This window comes from Tomitella cavernea, assembly GCF_016599145.1.
Lineage (GTDB): Bacteria > Actinomycetota > Actinomycetes > Mycobacteriales > Mycobacteriaceae > Tomitella > Tomitella cavernae.
Window position 1 is genome coordinate 1 of record NZ_JAENKO010000063.1, and the last position, 18737, is coordinate 18737.

General features: G+C 70.2%; 20 protein-coding genes and 1 riboswitch. Of the genes, 16 read left to right on the top strand and 4 right to left on the bottom strand.

What is annotated here, in order from left to right; all coding sequences use genetic code 11:
• Positions 1 to 68: 68 nt before the first annotated feature.
• Positions 69 to 659 carry a hypothetical protein gene (locus JJ683_RS16740; RefSeq protein ID WP_200175783.1) on the bottom strand — a complete coding sequence of 197 codons (591 nt, stop codon included), beginning with the start codon at positions 657 to 659 and terminating at the stop codon, positions 69 to 71.
• 192 nt (positions 660 to 851) lie between these two features.
• Between JJ683_RS16740 and JJ683_RS16745 the strand changes: the two genes are divergently transcribed.
• The 9 genes from JJ683_RS16745 (at position 852) to JJ683_RS16780 (ending at position 8337) form a co-directional block, all read left to right on the top strand.
• A complete protein-coding gene (locus JJ683_RS16745) occupies positions 852 to 1274 on the top strand; it encodes a PAS domain S-box protein (protein WP_242474805.1) in 423 nt (140 codons plus the stop codon).
• A gap of 161 nt (positions 1275 to 1435) precedes the next feature.
• Positions 1436 to 2113 carry a hypothetical protein gene (locus JJ683_RS16750; RefSeq protein WP_200175784.1) on the top strand — a complete coding sequence of 226 codons (678 nt, stop codon included), beginning with the start codon at positions 1436 to 1438 and terminating at the stop codon, positions 2111 to 2113.
• A gap of 127 nt (positions 2114 to 2240) precedes the next feature.
• A complete protein-coding gene (locus JJ683_RS19855; RefSeq protein ID WP_504739235.1) occupies positions 2241 to 2378 on the top strand; it encodes a hypothetical protein in 138 nt (45 codons plus the stop codon).
• 212 nt (positions 2379 to 2590) lie between these two features.
• Positions 2591 to 3385, top strand: coding sequence for a GAF and ANTAR domain-containing protein (locus JJ683_RS16755; RefSeq protein WP_200175785.1), 795 nt, complete (start codon positions 2591 to 2593; stop codon positions 3383 to 3385).
• Between the two features lie 56 nt (positions 3386 to 3441).
• Positions 3442 to 4197: a GAF and ANTAR domain-containing protein gene (locus JJ683_RS16760; protein ID WP_200175786.1), complete on the top strand. Its 756-nt coding sequence runs from the start codon at positions 3442 to 3444 to the stop codon at positions 4195 to 4197.
• Positions 4198 to 4275: 78 nt separating this feature from the next.
• Positions 4276 to 4513: riboswitch (cobalamin riboswitch) on the top strand.
• 116 nt (positions 4514 to 4629) lie between these two features.
• Entirely contained in the window at positions 4630 to 5724 is a 1095-nt protein-coding gene (locus JJ683_RS16765; protein ID WP_200175788.1) for a FecCD family ABC transporter permease, read from the top strand.
• Between the two features lie 88 nt (positions 5725 to 5812).
• On the top strand, positions 5813 to 6652 hold the full coding sequence (locus JJ683_RS16770; protein WP_200175790.1) for an ABC transporter ATP-binding protein: 840 nt from the start codon (positions 5813 to 5815) through the stop codon (positions 6650 to 6652).
• Complete coding sequence (locus JJ683_RS16775) at positions 6649 to 7671, top strand: ABC transporter substrate-binding protein (protein ID WP_200175791.1); 1023 nt, start codon at positions 6649 to 6651, stop codon at positions 7669 to 7671. Before JJ683_RS16770 ends, JJ683_RS16775 begins: the two co-directional genes overlap by 4 nt.
• Positions 7672 to 7842: 171 nt before the next feature.
• Positions 7843 to 8337 (top strand): alpha/beta fold hydrolase, encoded by a 495-nt coding sequence (locus tag JJ683_RS16780; RefSeq protein WP_200175792.1) that lies wholly within the window; start codon positions 7843 to 7845, stop codon positions 8335 to 8337.
• Positions 8338 to 8455: 118 nt separating this feature from the next.
• On the opposite strand, the gene lpdA is transcribed toward JJ683_RS16780, so the two are convergent.
• Entirely contained in the window at positions 8456 to 9859 is a 1404-nt protein-coding gene (lpdA, locus tag JJ683_RS16785) for a dihydrolipoyl dehydrogenase (protein WP_200175793.1), read from the bottom strand.
• Positions 9860 to 10077: 218 nt separating this feature from the next.
• Between lpdA and JJ683_RS16790 the strand changes: the two genes are divergently transcribed.
• The 4 genes from JJ683_RS16790 to JJ683_RS16805 all read left to right on the top strand — a co-directional run bounded on the left by JJ683_RS16790 (position 10078) and on the right by JJ683_RS16805 (position 11525).
• Positions 10078 to 10257, top strand: coding sequence for a hypothetical protein (locus JJ683_RS16790; RefSeq protein WP_200175794.1), 180 nt, complete (start codon positions 10078 to 10080; stop codon positions 10255 to 10257).
• Positions 10258 to 10338: 81 nt separating this feature from the next.
• On the top strand, positions 10339 to 10497 hold the full coding sequence (locus JJ683_RS16795) for a hypothetical protein (RefSeq protein WP_200175795.1): 159 nt from the start codon (positions 10339 to 10341) through the stop codon (positions 10495 to 10497).
• A gap of 665 nt (positions 10498 to 11162) precedes the next feature.
• A complete protein-coding gene (locus JJ683_RS16800; RefSeq protein WP_200175797.1) occupies positions 11163 to 11327 on the top strand; it encodes a hypothetical protein in 165 nt (54 codons plus the stop codon).
• A 48-nt stretch (positions 11328 to 11375) separates the two neighbouring features.
• The gene (locus tag JJ683_RS16805; protein WP_200175800.1) at positions 11376 to 11525 is read left to right on the top strand and encodes a hypothetical protein; all 150 of its coding nucleotides are present in this window, start codon (positions 11376 to 11378) and stop codon (positions 11523 to 11525) included.
• Between the two features lie 101 nt (positions 11526 to 11626).
• Here the strand turns inward: JJ683_RS16805 and JJ683_RS16810 are convergent, their stop codons facing one another.
• On the bottom strand, positions 11627 to 12682 hold the full coding sequence (locus tag JJ683_RS16810) for an alpha/beta hydrolase (RefSeq protein WP_200175801.1): 1056 nt from the start codon (positions 12680 to 12682) through the stop codon (positions 11627 to 11629).
• Between the two features lie 380 nt (positions 12683 to 13062).
• Positions 13063 to 13758 carry a TetR/AcrR family transcriptional regulator gene (locus tag JJ683_RS16815; protein ID WP_200175803.1) on the bottom strand — a complete coding sequence of 232 codons (696 nt, stop codon included), beginning with the start codon at positions 13756 to 13758 and terminating at the stop codon, positions 13063 to 13065.
• 86 nt (positions 13759 to 13844) lie between these two features.
• Here JJ683_RS16815 and JJ683_RS16820 point away from each other — a divergent pair, with 86 nt between their 5' ends.
• The 3 genes from JJ683_RS16820 to JJ683_RS16830 all read left to right on the top strand — a co-directional run.
• Positions 13845 to 14267: a cupin domain-containing protein gene (locus JJ683_RS16820; RefSeq protein WP_200175806.1), complete on the top strand. Its 423-nt coding sequence runs from the start codon at positions 13845 to 13847 to the stop codon at positions 14265 to 14267.
• 6 nt (positions 14268 to 14273) lie between these two features.
• Complete coding sequence (locus JJ683_RS16825; RefSeq protein WP_200175808.1) at positions 14274 to 16238, top strand: MFS transporter; 1965 nt, start codon at positions 14274 to 14276, stop codon at positions 16236 to 16238.
• 275 nt (positions 16239 to 16513) lie between these two features.
• The coding region (locus JJ683_RS16830) for an AAA family ATPase (RefSeq protein ID WP_200175810.1) at positions 16514 to 18737 on the top strand (2224 nt) is incomplete at its 3' end.

The following is an 18737-nucleotide window of genomic DNA, read 5'->3' on the forward strand; positions in this document are numbered from 1 at the left end:
GCCGCCTGGAACACCTACACGGCATCGCTCAAGGCTTCCGCAACCTCGACCACTACATCTTGCGATCACTACTGCACTCCGGCCAACTCGCCGCACGCATCAACGCACTCTAAGAGCTGAAGAGCCACGTAAGCGGCGGAGGTGGCCATGACGAAGCGCACGCCCAGCAGGTCCATCGTGTGCACGGCCACCCGGGCCAGGGTGGTGGCCACGCGTCCCGCGCCGCGGCCGGCCCACGCGCCCTTCATCTCCGCGACGCCGCCCGGAAGGCGCGCCGAGATCATCGCCCGCACCTCGTCCAGCCCAGACTGCCCGGCCCACTCCACGAGCGCGTGCGAATCCTCGGCCCGCCGGAACGGTCCCACCGCGCGCACGCCGCCGACCACGGTGCCGGACGGGTCGACCGCGACGAAGAACACGGCGGTGGTGCGACCGTCGCGCATGCCGTCGAGCCCCAGAGCCCGCTCGACGCCGAAGCGCCGGTAGCTCTCCCGGGCCCCGCTCAGGTACGCGTGCCACAGCCCGGGCTCCGCGGACGGAGCGGCCGCGACGACGGTGCAGCCGCCCTCCTCGTCGGCGTAGGACACCCGCGGCGGCCGCTCCTCGCACGCGAAGCCGGGTCCGGCGGAAATCGCGTCGGCCGATGCGATGAACTCCATGCGCCCATCCCTTCAGGACGTGTCGCGCACTGCGGCACAGCAGTAGAATCGGGTGTGCGCCGACGACGGCCGGCACGCACCTCATCCATTGAATAGCATTTCGCGACGATATTCATCCCCTGAGCGGAACCTCTGCATATGCGCTATCGTGAAGGCCACATTCGGCCACGGTCGGGAGATGGGGGTCCGTGCATGATGACGGCTTCTGAACGGCGACGCCCACGGCCGACCTCCCCGGTCGGATTCCTCGAGTCGCTGCCCAGCCTGACACTGCTGGAACGCCTGCATATTCCCTTGCTTTCAGTGCACGATTGCGGCGACATCATCTACGCCAACCCGGCCGCGGAAGACATGCTCGGGTACGGCCGCAACTGGTTGACCAGCTGCAAGTCCGGCTCCATATTCCGCGACGCGGCCGCCGCAGAAGCACCCCCGCTGATGACCGAATACCTGCGCGAGCGCACCGGCACCATCGTCGACCTCGTGCACTGGGACGGTTCCACGGTGCGCGCCATCGTCAGCGGCCCCACGTTCCTGCGCAGCAGCGACCCGGTGGCGCTGGTCTCGCTGCAGAACGTCACGGAAAGGCTGTGGAACGGCGATCCCACCGTCTGACGCGGCGCGGCGCCCACGGTGGTGTACAACGGCCCGATTCCGGCTACATTTCTCCGTAGCATCCGTAGCATCGGAATCATGACAGCTCGCCCGGGTGTGATCAGCCAGGTCAGTCGGCTCACCGCGGGCGGGGACGTCACGACCACCGGGAGGACCGTCCGATGAGACGCGCGCTGATTCGCCGCCGCCGCAGCCACCGGAGCCGATTCAGGCCCACCGCGCTCGCCGCGCTTGCCGGTGCGGCTGTAGTCGGTCTTTCGGCATGCAGCGCAGGGCAGATCACGCAGACTCAGCCAGAGTTCGGCGACGAGGTCGGCATCGGCCAGGACTCGGCCGCACAGGGGATCACCAAGCGGATGGTCAACGACGCCATCACGCTGAGCAACGTGCAGCTGCTATTGGCCACGGAGCAGGCCGTGGACCACCTCAATCCCTTCCACCTGGTGTTCAATGCCGCCAATGCGAGCCCCGCCGCCGATTACCGGTTGGAGAAGATCGAAATCAACGGCATTCCGGTCTCCATCGCCGGCGGTTCCGCACTGCTGTGCGCCCGCGGCTCGATCACCACGCCCACCGCCCGGCAGATAGCCGACGTCGACACCACCGGTTTGCCCGCCGCCGGAGTCCCGGTGCAGCCGGTGAACAGCACGTGCAGCGCGCCGGCCGGCACCGTCCTCGAAAGCATGTCGCGGATCGATATCGACCCCATCACGCTCCCGGGTGAGCATCGTCCCGGCACCAGCGTCGACGCGACGTTCCAGTTCGCCGGCATGCCCCCGATGACCTTCCCTGTGCCGGTGACCGTGCCGGGCTACTGGGACCGCGACGACGCCCGGTGATCGCCTCGGGCCCACCGCCGGTCCGAGGAAGCGTCACGGTGAACGCCCCGCTGTCGGCGCGCGTATTCCGGGCGCTCGCGGGTACCCGTTCGGCACCGACGAAACCGATCGAAAGAAGGCTGACGCGATGCCTGGACCCGCCCGTCGAGGAGGAGGCGCTCTCAGCGCCGTTCTCGACACGATCATCAACGTGATCACGTTGCCTTTCCGCATGCTCAAGCAGCTTTTCGGTGCTGGCGGACGTGGAGGCACCGGGCAACGATGATCACGCCCGGCCCGCGGACTCCGCGCACCGTCGGCTCAGGACTCGGTGATGTCGGCCCATGACTCGGTGATGTCGGCTCATGACTCGGTGATGCGGAAGTCGCGGCTGTCGCGGACAGGCGTTGCGCACGCCCCGGCCGCTGCTCCGGTAGCGTCGACCTACGGCGGTCGTGGTCCCGGAGTGCGGCGGCCACGCACATTCGCCCCGGCCGGATGGAGACTGCTGATGCACACAGGCTCGCCGGCCACGCGTGCGTGCCCGTGGTGACCTTCCCGCGCCCCGACGATGAATCCGGCGTGGACCGCGAGGGGGTTGCGGACGTCCGCGCGGCGATGGTCGCCGAGCTGCGCACCGGTGCCGGCGTGGCCGGGCCGCTCGCGGTGGTGTGCGACGCATGCGCACGTCTGCTGCCCGTGGACGGCGCATCGATCGCCGCCGCCGGCGGCGAGGAGGTCGGCGGCATGCGCGAGGTCCTGTACGCCAGCGATGAGACCGCGGCGGCGATCGAGTCGATACACGACACGCTCGGCGAGGGTCCCGCGATCGAAGCGCTCACCGAACGCCGCCCCGTGCTGGTGGCGGACCTGGCCGCCGACGCCGCGCGCGGGTGGCCGGTGTTCGCCGCCGAGATCGGCCGGCGCCCCGTGGGCGCGGTCTTCGCGTTTCCTCTGCACAGCGGCGCCGCGATCGTGGGCACGATGAGCCTGTACCGGCGCAGCCCCGGCTGGTTGGCGCCAGGCGATCTGTCCACGACTCTGCGGCTGGTCGACCTGGCCACCACGGCCCTGCTGGCCATAACATCGAGTGGTGGGGCGTTCGAAGAGGTGCCGTTGCCGCGGGCGGTGGTCCACCAGGCCGTCGGCATGCTCGTGTCCGCGCACAGCATTCCCGTCGACGAGGCGATGGCACGCCTGCGCGGGCACGCCTTCGCCACCGGCACCGGCATCGCCGACGTCGCCGCCGACATCACCACCGGACGACTGCCGCCGGGGGCCATCACACCGTGACACGCCCCGCACCCCGCACCCCCGTCCGCCGTCGATCGTCAACGTCAGGAACCGTCATGGACATCTCCTCATCGCAGCACCGGGAGTCGCGCCTCGTCGACGCGTTCGTCGACATGGCCGACACCCTGGTCGCCGATTTCGACACCGTCGAACTTTTGCACCGGCTCACCGAATACTGCGTCGAGTTGCTCGGCGCCGCCGAGGCCGGGCTGCTACTCGCCGACCAGCGCGGAAGCCTGCAACTGGTGGCGTCGTCGGCCGAGCGCACCGAGCTGGTCGAGTTGTTCCAGCTGCAGGTCAACGAGGGACCGTGTATGGATTGCTTCCGCACCGGACAGACGGTGTCGGTGGCGGACCTGGCGGCGACGGCCGACCGGTGGCCGACATTCACCCCCGAAGCGCTCAGTGTCGGGTACGTCAGCGTGCACACCGTGCCGCTGCGGCTGCGTGACCAGACCATCGGGGCACTGAACCTGTTCGGCACGACCCCAGGGGTGCTGTCCGAGGCGGATCGGCATGTGGCCCGGGCGCTGGCGGAGACCGCCACGATCGGGATCCTGTCCGAGCGGGCCATCCGGCACGGGGAGGTGCTCACAGAGCAGCTCCAGACGGCACTCAACAACCGCGTGATCATCGAGCAGGCCAAGGGCGTGCTCGCCCACGCCGGGGACCTGCCCATCGACGAGACCTTCGCGGTGTTGCGCGACTACGGCCGCGCCCGCCAGACCCGCTTGACCGACATCGCCCGCAGCATCGTCACCGGCGCCCTGGACACCGCAGAGGTCCTGGCCGCCGAGGAACGCGCACGCTGATCGGGCCCCTTCGTCCGACCGCGCATCCGGCCGCGCGTCGGGCTTGCGCCCCTCGCATGCCACCGGAGCCCGGCTGCTAGCATTCGCAGCATTGCTGGTCCTCCCGGTACGGAAGGCTCCGACAGCCGGGAGGGGCAAGAGGGAATCCGGTGTGAATCCGGAACTGGCCCGCAGCGGTATACGGGAACGACCGTCGTCAACGGCACTGGGAGCGCACACGCGTCCGGCGTGATGCCCCCCGGGAAGCGACGACCACTAGGCCGTGCATCAGCACACGCCCGTGAGTCCGAAGACCTGCCAGCACACCGCGCGGATACCGCGTGCGGTGACCGACGGCGTCGAGGAGCACGCCCGGGTCCGCCTCGCCGGCAGCACTGTGCGCCGGCGCGTCGCCCCGTGCCCTCGCGCCTGGACCAGGCGAGGACACCGACGATGCTGGACACAGCACCCCCACCTGCGCGCCGCCGCGGCGCGGCGCACGGCACCACGGCCCCTGCGGTGCGCACGGCGGCGTGGGTGGTCGCCCTCACCGTGGTGCTCGCGGCGTCGGCGGTGGCGGCGGTGGGCATGGGCACGGTGCCGATCAGCTGGTCTGACACCCTGCACTACCTCCACGCCTACGTCACCGGGGACATCATCGCGGCCGACGACGTCACCCGCTACCGCATCATCGCGGACACCCGGCTGCCCCGGGTGCTTCTGGCGATCGTGGTCGGCGCGGGGCTGTCGATGGTGGGCGTGGCAGTGCAGGCGATGGTGCGCAATGCGCTCGCCGACCCGTTCGTCCTGGGCATATCCTCCGGCGCTGCCGTCGGCGCCACCTCGGTGATTCTGTTCGGCACGCTCGCCGCGCTGGGGGCCGCCGCCATCTCGTTCGCCGCATTCGCGGGCGCGCTCGTCGCAACAGTCCTCGTGTACGTCGCCGCCCGCACCAGCCAGGGCCTGTCACCGTTGCGGTTGGTGCTCACCGGCACCGCCATGGCGTACGGGTTCTCGGCGATCACCACCGTGATGATCTTCGTGTCGCCGCGTGGGGAGGACGCCAAGTCGGTGATGTTCTGGCTGTTGGGCAGCCTGGCGTCGGCCCGCTGGTCCTCGTTGCCGATAGCGGCCGGAGTCACGGTGTGCGGAGGCCTGCTGCTGGCGGTGTGGTCTCCCAAGCTCAATGCGCTGGTCATGGGCGACGATGTGGCGAGCGGACTCGGCCTGAACGCCCAGCGCTTCCGCGTCTACCTGTTCGTGGTGTGCGCGGCGATGACCGGCACGCTGGTCGCCATCGTGGGGGCGATCGGTTTCGTCGGGCTCGTGGTACCCCACGTGACGCGCATGCTCGTCGGGGCGGACCACAGGCGGGTCCTCGCGGTGGCGCCGGTACTCGGTGCGGTGTTCATGGTGTGGGCGGACGTGTTCAGCCGCACCGTCGTCGCCCCCGCGGAGCTGCCCATCGGCGCCATCACCGCCTTCGTCGGCGTGCCCACGTTCATCCTGCTCATGCGCGCGCGCCGCTACACCTTCGGCAGCGCATGATCCGGGCAGCCGCGAACCCCATCGCCCACGCGCACCGCATCGCCCCTTCACCGCCGCATCGCCACCCCCACCCCGGAAGGACCACCGCATGGATCTGACCATCGAGGGCCTCACCGTGGAGGCCTCGACGAAGACCCTGGTGCGGGACGTCGGCCTGGCGGCGCACGACGGTGAAGTGGTCGGCCTGGTCGGCCCCAACGGCAGCGGCAAGTCGACGATCCTCAAGTGCACCTACCGGGCGCTGCGCCCCACAGCGGGCCGGATCCTGCTGGGCGACGCCGACCTGCGGGGCATGACGATGAAGCAGAGCGCGCTGCGCCTGGCCGCCCTGAGCCAGCAGTCCAGCGTGGAGTTCGGGTTCACCGTCGACGAGGTGGTGGCCACCGGCCGCCTGCCGCACACCGGCCTGCTGGGCCGCGACGCGGCGGACGCCCGGCAGGTCATCGCGGGCGCGCTGCACACCGCGGGCGCCGAACACCTGTCAGGACGGTCGTTCCTCGAGCTGTCCGGCGGGGAACGCCAGCGCGTGCTGATCGCCCGCGCCCTTGCGCAGCAGCCGCAGGTGCTCATCCTCGACGAGCCCACCAACCATCTGGACGTCAAGCACCAGATCGACGTGCTGCGCAGAGTCCGCGAACTGGGGATCACCGTGGTGACGGCGTTGCACGATCTCAACCTCGCCGCAATGTTCTGCGACCGCATCTACGTGCTCGACGAGGGCGCCATCGTCGCCTCCGGCACCCCGCGCCAGGTGGTGACACCCCCACTGGTGCGCGCCGTGTTCGGCGTGGCCGCGCACGTGGTCGAGCACCCGGAGACCGGCGCCCCGCAACTGCTCTACTCGCCCGATACCGCCTACGACGACACTGCCTGCGACGACGCCTTTCCGGGCGCCGTCCCCACCGTGGAGGAGACCACGCCCGCATGAACTTCCGACGCTGCCTCACCTGCTTCCTGCCGGCGGCCGCCCTCGCCGCGGCCGCCGTTCTGCTCTCCGGCTGCGGCGCACAGGTCCAGGACACCCCGGCCGCGGCCGCCGCCGGGTACCCCGTCACCGTCACCAACTGCGGGGTGGAGAAGACTTTCGACGCCCCTCCGGAGCGCGTGGTGGTCAACGACATCAACATGACCGAAATGATGTTCGCGCTGGGGCTCGAGGACCGCATGGCCGGGTACATCCTCAGCGACGCGAAGGTGGACAACAGCGCAGTGTCGCCGTGGAACGACGAGTTCGCCGCCACGCCGCGGCTGGGCACCAAGATCAACAAGGAGCTCGTGCAGGGCGCGGACGCCGACCTGGTGTTCGCCGGGTGGAACTACGGCTTCACCGACACAAGCGGTGTCACCCCGCAGTCCTTGGAGAACGTCGGTATCGCCAGCTACGTGCTCACCGAATCCTGCCGCCAGGGGGAGAGTTCGGCCCGCGGCATCATGGACCCGATCGAGGCCCTCTACACCGACATCACCAACCTGGGGCGGATCTTCGGCGTCGAGGACCGGGCACGCGACCTCGTCGACGGCTACAAGCAGACCATCGCCGACGCGCAGGCGACGATCCCGGCCGACGAGCCCGCACCGCGGGTGTTCCTCTACGACGGGGGCACCGACCAGCCGCTCACCGTGGGCGCCAACGCCGCGGCGAACGACGTGATCACCCGCGCCGGGGGCGTCAACATCTTCGGTGAGCTCGACGACAGCTGGACGTCGGTCAGCTTCGCGGCGGCCGCCGACCGCGACCCGGAGGTGATCCTCATCAACGACTACGGCAACACGACGGTGGACGCCAAGGAGGAGTTCCTGCGCAACCACCCGCTGATGTCGACCACCACCGCGGTGCGCGAGGGCAACTTCTATGCGCTCACCTACCCGCAGCTCACCGAGGGGCCGCAGAACCCGCAGGCCATCGCCGATTTCGCTGCATATCTGGGGAGCCTCGACGCGTCCTGAGGCGGGGCGCGCCGCCTGTGGCGGGCCGGGTCTGGCCGCGCCGACCAAGCAGATTTTGTCGCTCCGGCCGCGGATTCGGGCAAAAAACACTTGGTCGTCGGCGCCCCCGGCGATGACTTCCGCCGCCCGGCCCGGTTTGCAGGACAGCAGGCACGACGGAGCGGAGTTGGCATGGCGACGTTCATCCTGATCCCCGGCGCCGGCGGGGCGGCCGAGGTGCACTGGCGCGAGGTGGCGGCGGAGCTCGCGGCGCACGGCCACGACGCGGTCCCCGTCGAGCTTCCGGGCGACGATCCGGCGCTGGGGCTGCCGGAGTACGCGGCCATCGTCGACGATGCGATCGGTGACCGACGGGACGTGGTGCTGGTCGCGCAGTCGCTGGGCGGGTTCACGGCGCCGATGGTCGGCAGCAATGGAACCGTGGGCCGGATCGTGTTGCTCAACGCCATGATCCCGGTGCCCGGCGAGACGCCCGCGCAGTGGCCGGGGGCGGCCGGGTCGGGTGCGGCCCGGCGGGCCGCGAACGCCGCCGCCGGCCGGTCCGACGCGTTCGACCTGGTCGAGACGTTCCTGCACGACGTGCCGGAGCCCCTGCGCGCGGAGATGATCGCCGTCCCCCACGGTGCCGAGCCCGCACTTGCAGCGGACGTCCTCCCCTACTTCTGAAGCCTAGGCGCTCCGGCGTGCTTTGAGGGCACTCCGCCCGCCGCAACGCACCGCGCGGCGTGCCGGTGCACATCACTGCCACCGGCACGCCGCGCGGACGCCGCGTTCGTCTGACGCGTCAGAAGTTGATCATCTGCCCGGAGATGCCGTGCGCGGCCTCCTTGATCACCTCGGAGAGCGTGGGGTGCGTGTGCACGTTGCGCGCGATCTCCTCGGCGGTGAGGTCCCACTTCTGTGCCAGTGTGAGCTCGGGCAGCAGTTCGGAGACGTCGGGCCCGATGAGGTGCCCGCCCAGCAGCTCGCCGTGGGCGGAGTCGGCGACGAGCTTGATGAAGCCGGTCGCGTCGCCCAGACCGTGGGCCTTGCCGTTGGCCATGAACGGGAAGTTGGTGACCTTCACGTCGTGGCCTTCGGCCTTGGCCTGTTCCTCGGTGAGTCCGAAGCTGGCCACCTGCGGCTGGCAGAACGTGGCGCGCGGCATCATGCGGTAGTCGCCCAGGGGCAGCGTCTCGTGGCCGCCGATGACCTCGGCCGCGACGACGCCCATCGCCTCGGCCACGTGGGCCAGCATGAGCTTGGCGGTGACGTCGCCGATGGCGTAGACGCCGGGCACGTTGGTGCGCATGTACTCGTCCACGTCGATGGCGCCGCGGCCGGTGAGCGCCACGCCCGTGTTCTCCAGGCCGAAGCCCTCCACGTTGGGCCCGAATCCGACGGACTGCAGCACCTTGTCGACCACGAGCGTCTCGGTGTTGCCCGTCTGGTTGTCGGCGACCTCGACGGTGACCTGGTGGCCGCGGTCGTTGATGCTCTTGACGGCGGCGCCGGTCATCAGCTTGACGCCGAGCTTCTTGTAGGCCTTGGTGATCTCCTTGGAGACGGCCGGGTCCTCGTTGGGCAGGGCGCGGTCGAGGAATTCGACGATGGTCACGTTGACGCCGTAGTTGGCGTAGACGTAACCGAATTCCATGCCAATGGCGCCGGCGCCGACGATCACCAGCGATTCCGGCAGCTCACGCGTCATGATCTGCTGTTCGTAGGTGACGACGTTGTCGCTGAGCCGGGTGCCGGGCAGCAGCTTGGTGGTGGAGCCGGTGGCGAGGATGACGTTCTCCGCCGTGACGGTCTCGCTGCCGCCGTTCGTCAGCGCCACCTCGATGGTCTTCGCGTCCGTGAAGGTGCCGCGGCCCTCGAATTCGGTGATCTTGTTCTTCTTCATCAGGAAGTGGACGCCCTTGGTGCGCCCGTCCGCCACCGTGCGGCTGCGGTCGAAGGCGGCCCCGAAGTCGAAGCTCACCTCGCCGCTGATGCCGAAGGTCTTGGCCTCCTTGTTGAACAGGTGCGCCAACTCCGCGTTGCGGAGGAGCGCCTTGGAGGGGATGCAGCCGACGTTCAGGCATACACCGCCCCAGTACTTCTCTTCGATGATGGCGGTGCTCAGCCCGAGCTGTGCCGCGCGGATCGCGGCGACATAGCCTCCGGGGCCTGCTCCGAGGACGACGACGTCAAAATGTGCAGCCACGCGAAACAGCCTAGACGCTGGGAGTACGCCCGTCCGCGCGGCATCGCGGTTACTGGAAAGTAGCCATAGCTGACAACGCGAGATGTCACTCACAATCCAATACCGATGAGTGAGACTAGTGTTGTGATTGTCATCGCCCGGCTCTGTACTAGTGACGCCAATCACGCACATGGCCAGTCGGGGCTGGCCACACACACGCACTCAGCAAGGAGATTGTCATGGCAGGTTCACTCGAGGGTTCGATCACCGACCCGGAGCTGCTCGGGAGCATCGGCGACAAGAACGGCGGCTCCATCGCCACCATGGGCGCCCTCGCAGGCGTACTCGGCGGCGTTGCCGGCGCTATCGGACTTGCGCTCGCCATCGACGGTGCATTCAAGGCTTTCGCACCGCAGTAATCAGCATTCGCGCCACCCCAGTTGGTGGCCCCCGGTGGTCGGCAATCGGTCGCCGCTTCACTTCCGACACGAGGAGTACCCATGGATCCAGTTCTTGCCGGTCAGCTCAAGGCAGTTTCGGGCATCATCTCAGCTGCCGCAGGCGTCATCGGCGGCGCTGCAGCATCACTCGGCTTGTTTCTGCTGTTCAATGGCGGTTTCGCCTCATCCACGCCTGACCCGTACGTCCCCGGCGCATAGGAGCACACCGAGTCCGGCAATTAGACCCCAGCAGCCCGGGGAACCCCCACCCCGGGCTGCTGGTCTGCGGCCTTCGCGCCGCACACGACCCCGCACCATCCCCCCGGTGCGGGGTCGTTGCATGTCGCAACCGCGCCATAGGGGTGCATACCGCACAAATCCGAGTGATGCCCATCACCCGATTCGCCATAAAGTCTTAGGATTGGCTAACCTTCCCGTTGTCCGAAGTTCAGGCAATGAGGAGGAACTGTGAGCACGACCCTGTCTACCGCGTTCGAGACCATCAAGCAGCTCGTCAACGTCATCGACACCGCGTCCACGCTGAGCGCCGACCTCGGGACCACCGCCCCGGACGCGCCCGCTCAGTAGACGGCCGGCCGCGGCGGGCCCCACGGGCAAGCGGACCCTTCGCACCCGGCACGCCACTGTGCCGTTCACCACACAATGCCCACTACCGCAGCTGCGACCTGCGCGGTTACCAGGTTTTCCCAGGTTTTACCGCCCGGTAACCAAGCGTTCAGCATGCTGCATTTACCCTTGCATTGCCACCGCGTCGGCATCCGTGTGACCGAGCCTGAGCACGCTGCCGCCCGGACGCCGAGCGGCAGGCGGTGGCGCAACAGGTGCGGCCGTAGGGCGGCCGCACACCACGACTAGGAGGAACCATGCTCCCCGACAACGTTGTCGATCAGATCAAGGCCGTGCAGGACGTCGTCGACGGCTCCGTCGCGGCAGGCGGCGGCATCCAGGGCGCGCTCAATCTCTCCATCGCGATCCCGGCCGCCGCGGCCGGCTCGGTGGTTCTGCTCGGCAGCCTCGCCGGCATCTGATCACCGCGTAGACCCCCCTACACGACCACAGCACTCTAAGGAGACACCATGGAGATCTTCTCGTCCCTCGAAGAAATGGCCGACCCGCTCGGCGGCCTCGTCGGTTCCATGAGCCCCTCCCTGGCCGTCGGCAAGGGCATCTCAGGCTCGATGGACCTGGTCCTGGCGATCAACGCGCTCCCCGAGGTCTTCTCCTAAGACCTCCCCGACCCGGCCGCTACCGGCGCCGGGACAAGAAAACGCGCGGCCCCGGCATCTCCAGAATGCCGGGGCCGCGCCGTCGTCCGTGGTGGACGCCCTTACTGGACCCCCATGCCCGCGGCCAGCATGGGCCACGACTGGTGCAGGTCGTCCTGCCAGTAGCCCCACGAGTGGGTGCCGCCGACGGGGAAGTCGTAGTGGATGTTGTCCATGCCCAGTGAGTCGGTGCGCAGCTGCAGCATGTGCGTGCACGCGCTGGTGGCGGCCTCGATGGCACCGCCGGTGATCATCTGCCCGGCCAGCTTGCCCACGTTGCCGCCGATGCGAGGGTCGTTCAGCTGGTCGTGCACGCCCGGCAGGCCGCTGCCCGACGAGATGAAGATCGGGATGCGCGGCAGCTTGGCGGCGTTGACGTACGGGTCGTGCTCCACCCACTCGGGGCCGCCGACGGGGCCCCACATGTTGGCCGAGTTGGCCCCGCCCGCCGCGGTGACCAGGTTGACGAAGCTGCTGCCCACCGGGTCGGACGTCATGGCGCAACCGCTGTAGGCGCCGACCGCCGAGTACAGCTCGGGCGCCTGGATGGCCAGGTCCAGCACCGAACTGCCGGACATGGAGATGCCGGCCAGGCCGTTCTTGCCGCTGGCGTTGGGCAGGAACGCGTCCATCACCGGGGGCAGCTCCTTGGTCAGGAACGTCTCCCACATGTTGATGCCGTTGTTGCCCAGGTTCTTGGCCAGCGCGGGGTCCGGCCGCTGCCAATCGGTGTAGTAGCTGAACGCGCCTTCCTGCGGGATGACGACGTAGGTCTGCTTGTCCTGGAAGAACGCGTCGACGTCGCTCTGGTCGGTCCAGTTGGCCGAATCCTCGCCGCCGCCCGCGCCGTTGAGCAGATACAGCACCGGGGTGGGGACGTCGGTGTTCGCCGGGGACAGCACCTTGAGCTCGATGTTGCGCTGCATGGACGGCGAGTAGACCTCGAGCTGGTACTCCTGCGCGCCGACCTTGTGGCTCTGGTCCATATCGACATGCGCGGCCTCGGCCGCGTTGGCGACGGCACCCCCGAGGGCGACGGGCATGACCCCCGCGGTCAGGGCGGCCGCGGCCGACCCGACCACGAACCTCCTCAGACGGCTCGACTTGCTGCGACTCATGGAAAGACCTCGTTGATCGGAATTGCAATAGGCGGCTCAGGTGCCACGTGCGCACGCCCTCAGCCGTGCGCACTACCGGCGACGAAGAAAGTTCACCCTCTCCCCATGAGCACCATCGCAGGCTATCGCAGTGCTGTTACGGGGAGCACAAGTGTTGCCGAACAGTGACCACACTGGTCCCACCCGTCACACCTCGGTCACGGGCGCCGCGGCCGCCATCGCGCTCGAAGTTCGAACGTCACATGCGTCGCGGCAACGGCTCACGGCATCGCACAGGCGATGGGCGCCGCGGACACGCCTCCGCCGCAGGATGCGACCCCACCGCGCCTGTAGGAACAGAACGGACGATCAGCGACGTGAGCCGCGGTCCGCGGCCCAGGTCATGACGCCGACGGCCCCGGAGCGCCCTGCGCGAGCAGCCCGTCGACGATCGCCGCGAGTGCGATGCGATAGGTGTCCTGCGCCGCCAGCGCCGGCCATCGGTCGCCGAGGGCGGTCAGCTGCGGAAGCCGGGAGGCGTCGAGGTCGCCGAAGAACGCGCCGCGCCTCGTCGGGGCGCCGGCGGAAGCCGGACGCCGGGTGGTGTGCGCGCGGACGAGGATCTCTCCGACGGCGTGATACCAGAGGTGTCGGAAAACGTGGACCGCCTGATCTGGCGTACAGCCGTGATCGATGGCTCCGGCGACGATGGTCTCCACGGTCCACAGCGCGCGCTCGCCGAGCAATCCGACGAAGCCATCCGAGGTGAGGATCTCTGCCGCCCACGGCCACGCCGCCAGCGCATCGTGCAGAGTGGCCGCGGCGACGGTGATGCGTTCGCGCGGTGAAGCGGGCAGCGGCGGTCGCGGTATCCCGGACGCGTATTCGTCGATCAGAAGCAGCAGCAGCTCCTCGCGGTCTCGCACGTGGTGATACAGCGTCGTCGGTCCGATACCGAGTTCCGACGCCAGCCTGCGCATGGTCAGCCTGTCCCAACCGTCACGGTCGATGAGGCGGCGGGCTGCCGCGAGGATCTCGACGCGGGAGGTGACCGGAGGGCGCCCGACACGGCGGCGCGATGCGTGGGGGTCGGTCATCCGACCAGTATCCCCTTCGTTCCGCGGGCGCCGCCGAACCACCGGAACCCTTCGACACTCGTGTCCGCCGATGGTACTTTCGGAACATGTTCGTAAATACAAGCCAGCCTCTGGACCTGCACAGCGAGATGATCCGACTTAGGCCGGGCGGCGACGCGGTGGTGGCGCCGCGTGAGCACATGGCCGACGGCGCCGCGGCAGGCGAGCGGATAGTGGCGGCCTTCCGCGCCGAGGACGACAGCGCGGTGCACCCCGACGTGTGGGAACGCCACCCCGACGGGGAGGAGGTGCTCTACGTGCGGTCCGGCGCGGTGCGGGTGCACCTGCACAGCGGCGACGGTGCGGACAGCGAGAACTCCTCCACCGTGGTGGCCGGTGAGGCGTTCCTCGTCCCGCGCGGGCGGTGGCACCGGCTCTCCGTCGTGGAGCCCGCCGACCTCGTCACCATCACCCCGCCCGTCGGCACCGGACACACGCCCGTGTCCGGCCCGTCTCCCACCCGTCGCTGAATAGTCATGTCCCTCCACGCACCCCCCGAGCCCGCCCACCCGCGCCTCCGTTCCGACGCACGGCCGGGAATGGTCCTCGCAGCGGTGGCCGTCGTGCAGTTCCTGGTGTCCCTGGACCTGTCGGTGGTCAACGTCGCGCTTCCGCAGATCGCCGACGGCCTCGGCTTCCGCGGGACCGGGGTGACGTGGGTGATCGACGCCTACGCGCTGACGTTCGGCGGGCTGCTCCTTCTCGGTGGCAAGGCGGCGGACCGGTTCGGCCGTCGCCGGGTCGTACTGACGGGACTCGCGGTGTTCGGTCTCGCGTGCTTCGCCGGCGGCCTCGCCCAGCACGCCGCAGGACTGGTGGCGGCCCGGGCCGTGCAGGGCGCCGGCGCAGCCGCGCTCGCGCCGGCCGCGTTGTCGATCCTGACGACGACCTTCCCGCGGGGGCGCACGCGCACCCGGGCATTCGGGGTGTGGAGCGCTGTGAACGCCGCCGGCGGCGCGTTCGGTGTACTCATCGGCGGCGTTGTCACCGAGTTCCTGGGCTGGCGCGCGGTGATGTTCGTCAATACCGCGATGGCCGCCATTGCGGTTGCCCTGGTGTTACGGGCCCTCGCCGACGACCGTCCCGCCGCCCCGGCGGGGCGTATCGATATCGCCGGGGCGGTGCTGGCGACGGGCGGGACGAGCCTGCTCGTGTACGGCATCGTCGTCAGCGGCGATAGAGGTTGGGCCTCGCCCCTCACCGTCGCCGCCCTTTCCGGCGCTGCTGTGCTGCTCACCGCATTCGCCGTGATGGAAAAGCGCACCACCCGCGAGCCGCTGGTGCGCCTCGGCCTGCTTGCCCACCGTCCGGTGGCAAGCGCAAACGCATTCAACCTGCTCATCGGCGCCGCCATCGTGTCGGGCTTCTACTTCGTGTCGCTGTACCTGCAGCGGGGGCTCGGCACCGGAGCGGCGGTCACGGGGCTGGAGATCCTCCCCTTCGGCCTCGGTGTGATCGCCGGTTCCGCCGTCACCATCCGAGTCGGCCACCGACTCCAGCCCCGGGCCCTGATGGCCGGCGGCGCACTGCTGGCGGCCGCCGGCTTCGCCTGGTTCGGAAGCATCGACCCCGGCGGCGCGTTCCTCACCGATGTGCTGGGCCCGTCGCTGGTGGCAAGCCTCGGAATCGGGCTGTGTCTGGGGCCGGTCGCCTCCGCCGCGACCGCCGGCGTCACGGACGGCGAGGCGGGTACCGCGTCCAGCCTGCTCAACAGCTCTCGCCAGATCGGCGCGGCCCTGGGTTTGGCCGTGCTGGGCACGGCGGCCGCGGCGCGCACCGGGGCTGTCGTCACCCCGGCGTCGCTCACCGACGGCTTCGCCTTCGGCCTGACGCTCTGCGCGGCGCTGCTGGCGGTGGCCGCCGCGATCGCAGTCTTGGTGCTGCCCGGCACCGGCGCGACGCCGATACGGCGCGCACCGCCCCCTCGGCCGCGCCTGCCGCGTCCACACGTCACGCCGTACAACGATGGGAACCCCGTGAAACCTGCAGCGCGCCCGCAGCGCCACGCTCTCAGGGCGATGTATGCCGGCCTGATCCTGTCCGTCCTCGCCGTCGTCGTCGCCTACGCTGACCGCGCAGGCGGCCCGACGAGTCTCGCCGGGCATCTCCGATCCGGATACCCCGCGTATTCACCAACGCAGATCGACGCCGCAGCGCACACCTACCTCGTGCTGCTCACCGCCCTCGGCGGCGTGGGCGTCGCGTGCTGGCTCGGCGCGATTCGCGCCGTCCGCACCGGCAAGCGCTGGGCACGATGGGCGTGCGCCGCAGCGTGGGGCGCCGCGACGAGCCTCGCGATCGCCGGTCTCGTCGTCACGGACACCTCCGGCGACGTCGGACTGCCGCCGCTGCTCGGCTGGGCGGGCCTGCTCCCGTGCGTCGCGGGGCTCGTGGCCGTCGTCCTGCTCCGGCGCACGTCCGTCGACGTCGGTCGTGCGTGACCTGGTTGTCGGCCCCACCGCGGCCGCTGCTCCCGGCGTCGCCGCGGTGCGACCTCACCTCAGTGGCGCCGCTGATCACGGGCCAGCCGCCGGTGCACCTCGTCGCACGCCCGAACACCGGCACGACGCCTGCAGCGACCGCGCCCGGCATCCCGTCGTCGACGCGCGGCGCTCGCGCCGGACGAGGCAACGGGGGGACACACGTCGGGTAGGCTGCCGATCATGCGCCAGGCCTTGTGTGGTGTGTTGTGGAATCTCTGACCAGATCTTCTGCCGTGGAAGACTTTTCCGCCGCCTTGCGCCGCGCGGTCACGGAGGGGCCGGGCTCCTCCCCGGAATCGCGCACGTTCGTCGTCACGGGCGCACCGGGAATCGGCAAGACCTTCACGCTGGACTCCGTTCTCGCCCCGGTCATCGCAGAGGCCGCAGGCGTCCACGTGCTTCGGGGCACGGCCGACGAGCTTTCGCACCGTTACCCGTACGAGGTGCTCGCCCGCACCCTGGGGATGCCGCTCGGCAATCCGGTTCCGCCCGACGCCGACGAGATCCTGCTCGCGCGGGTCGATGCGCTGTGCGCGGCCCGCCCGGTGGTCCTGGCCCTCGACGACGTCCACCACTGCGACGCGGCGACCCTCGCCCTGCTCAACGTGTTCGCCGCCGCAGCCCGGGCGCTGCCGCTGACCCTCCTCGTCGCGCATCGCACGCTCCCGGCCCGCGAGCAGCTGCGCAGGCTGGCCCGCTACCCGGACGTGTACGAACTGGCGCTGCGGCCCTTGGCGTCGGAGGACGTGGCGCAGATCGCGCGCAGCACTCTCGGAACCGCGCCGGGGCCGGGGCTGCGGGCCATGCTCGACGGCGCCTGCGGTCACCCGATGCATGTGCTGGCGATGTTGGAGCAGTTGGCCCTCGACGACGATCTCGTCGAGTCCGGCGGTGTGACCGATGTCCGAGCCGGGATGCCCACGCCGGCCGCGCCCGCCCTCGGCGAGATCATCGAGTCGCAGCTGACGCATTTGACGGGCGCCACCCGCGACGTCGTCCAACGGCTCGCGGTGTGGGGCGCGCCGACGGTCCTGTCCGAGCTCGCGGCACTGGCCGACGAGAGCCCCGTGTCGATGGTCGAGCCGGTGCAGGCCGCTGTGGAGACCGGCATGATCCGTTTCGGCGCGGATGACCGCCTGCATTTCCGCCACGACCTCTACGCGGAGACGGTGTACAGGCGGATACCGGAGGTATTGCGCGCTGTGCTGCACGAAGCCTGCGCGGCCCGGCTGGAGCGGATCGGTGCGCCCGCGACGACGATCTCGCATCACCTGGTCGCGGCGGGGGCCGGCCCCCAGCGGGTCGCCCGCGTCCTGGAGGGCGCCGGCGTAGAGCTGACCGCGATGCCCTCGGTGGCCGCAGATCTCCTCGAGTCCGTCGCCGTGGCCATGCCCGAGAACGTGGAATCGCTGACTCTGGCGCGGGCACGGGCGCTGGCCGGATCCGGGCAGCTGCGCAAGGCCGGCGACCTCGCCCGCGGCGCCCTGCAGACGGCAGAGGACGACGAGATCGCGGTGGCACTGCGCGGCCTGATCATCTTCACCTCGTTGACGCTCGGTGATGTGCGGGCGACCCTCGCGGAGATCGGGTCTGCGCTTCGGCGGCCGCTGCCTCCACCGGCCGCAGGCCGCCTTGCCGACCTTGCCGACTGGGCGCGCGCGCTGGCAGGCCTCCCCGATGCCGGGCCTGTCGCCTCGTCGACAGCGGGCACCACCGAGCACGTGTCATCCACCCGCGCGCTGACCACTGCGATCCGGCTGATGACGGCGGGCAGGCCTGTCGCGGCACTCGAGTGGGCACTGTTGGCCGCCGGTGAGCCGCAGGCCGGCGGGATGCATTGGAACGCGGGAGGCACGGCGGAGGTCTGGCCGCCGATCATCGAGCTCCACGCCCGCGGCCCCCTGCTCGCCGCGGATCTGCTCGCCAAGGGCGACCCGGCCGGCGGAGGCCAGTGGGCCGATCCGTACTCGCAGTTCGCGGCCGCGGGGGTCGACCTCGCCGCGGGACGCTTGGACGACGCCGCCGCGCAGTTCGAGTCCGCGCTGGAGCTGTCCGACCGCATGGAGCTGGGTTGGACGTCGCTGGCGTTCTCGTCACTGGCCATGATCGACGTACACCGCGGTGACCACGCCGCAGCCGAGGCCCGGCTCGACCGCTTCACGGCGATGGGGCAGCCCGACCTGTTCGGTTTCCCGGAGGCCGGCCGCGTCCGGGTCGCCCTGCTGGAGGCCCGACGCCAGAGGAAGGCCGCGGCGCGACTGGCCGCCGCACTGTGGGACGAGGCGGTCGCCGACGGCCGCCTGCTGTGGCTCTCGCTCGTCGCCGCCGAGTTCATCCGCGTGGCGGCGGCCCGCGGCGACCGCCTCCTCATCGACCGGATCGCGCGCGGGCTGGCGGCGCTTCCCCGCCCGCTCGCCCCGGTCACCGACGCCCTCGCGCGGCTGGCGCAGGCCGGCG